This window comes from Flaviflagellibacter deserti, assembly GCF_042652085.1.
Classification (GTDB): Bacteria; Pseudomonadota; Alphaproteobacteria; order Rhizobiales; family Methylopilaceae; genus Flaviflagellibacter; species Flaviflagellibacter deserti.
The window spans coordinates 1-1,130 of sequence record NZ_JBHSJF010000015.1; the positions used below are offsets into that span (position 1 = coordinate 1).

The 1,130-nt window shown below is 61.7% G+C and carries 1 protein-coding gene; it reads left to right on the plus strand.

Translation table 11 applies throughout. The features are described from left to right. Positions 1-15: 15 nt before the first annotated feature. Positions 16-1,130: hypothetical protein (locus tag ACFPFW_RS18550; RefSeq protein WP_379771830.1), on the plus strand; the 1,115-nt coding region annotated here is incomplete at its 3' end.

The window sequence follows — 1,130 nt, forward strand, 5'->3', positions numbered from 1 at the left end:
GACGATGTGCCTTCGGTGACGGATACGGTGGTATCGCGGACGGTTGACGAAGGTGACATCGACAGCAAATTTTCGCGCGGCACGACGCCGGATGACGATGTCTATGGCGATGGCTCGTATACGGGGTCGGCCAATTATTCGGCTCCGTTCGGAGGGCCGGCCTATGTGTTTGGCTCCGCCGGCAGCCTTGTTAGTTTTGGAGCAGACGGGGCGGGCGGGTTTTCAATCTCGCCTGACGCCGTGGCTGCGTTCGGCGCACTTAACCTGACCTCGAAGGGGACGGAGCCGAGCTATTCGATCTCTGAGATTGTCGTCAGCGGGACGACGTGGGCTGTGTTCTCGGCGAAGATCGGCAACGATCCGGTCTTTGAATTCCGGGTCGACAAGTCCGATGGCGACTTCGAGTTCCGCCTTTACGATCAGCTCGATCATGAGGCGGTGGCGGGCAAGAACTTTGACCTGGTGGGTGGAAGCTCGACCCTCGATTTTGGCTCGATCATCCGTGCGACCGATAGCGACGGCGATTATGTCGATCTCGACGGCCGGATAACGATCGAGATCCGCGACGACATCCCGCAATGGGTCGCGGGCAAGAGCAGCACCGGAGTTGTCGAGGAAGAGCAACTCCCGGGCGGCAATGAAGACACCAACAGCGCTTCTCCTGGGCTGGATGCGGATACCGCCGACCAGGCTGGCAACACATCGACGCTGGCCAGCGGTACCCTTGCTGCTCTGATTGCATCCAAGGCACATGCGCCGGGTCTGTCGGTGGGCGCCGATGACGGGGGCGAATTTACGTTCCGCGAGGGCGTGACGTCGGTCACGACGACGAGCGGCGCGGCCGTGACCTCGGCCGGTATCGCCGTCACAGTCGCCTCGATCAGCGAAGCTGCCGATGCCGGCGGCGTGTATCGCGTTCTCACTGCGAAAGCTGGCGCCGAGGAGGTGTTCTCTCTCAAGGTCTACGAGAACGGGGCCTGGTCGTTCGAACTGGAGGGCCGGCTCGACCATCTGCCAGGAGACGAGGGCGGTCTTGCTCTCGATTTGTCGAAGCTGATGAAGTTCACCGACTTTGACGGCGACGCCATCGACCTTGCCGCCGGCTCGTTCACCGTCAACGTCATCGACGA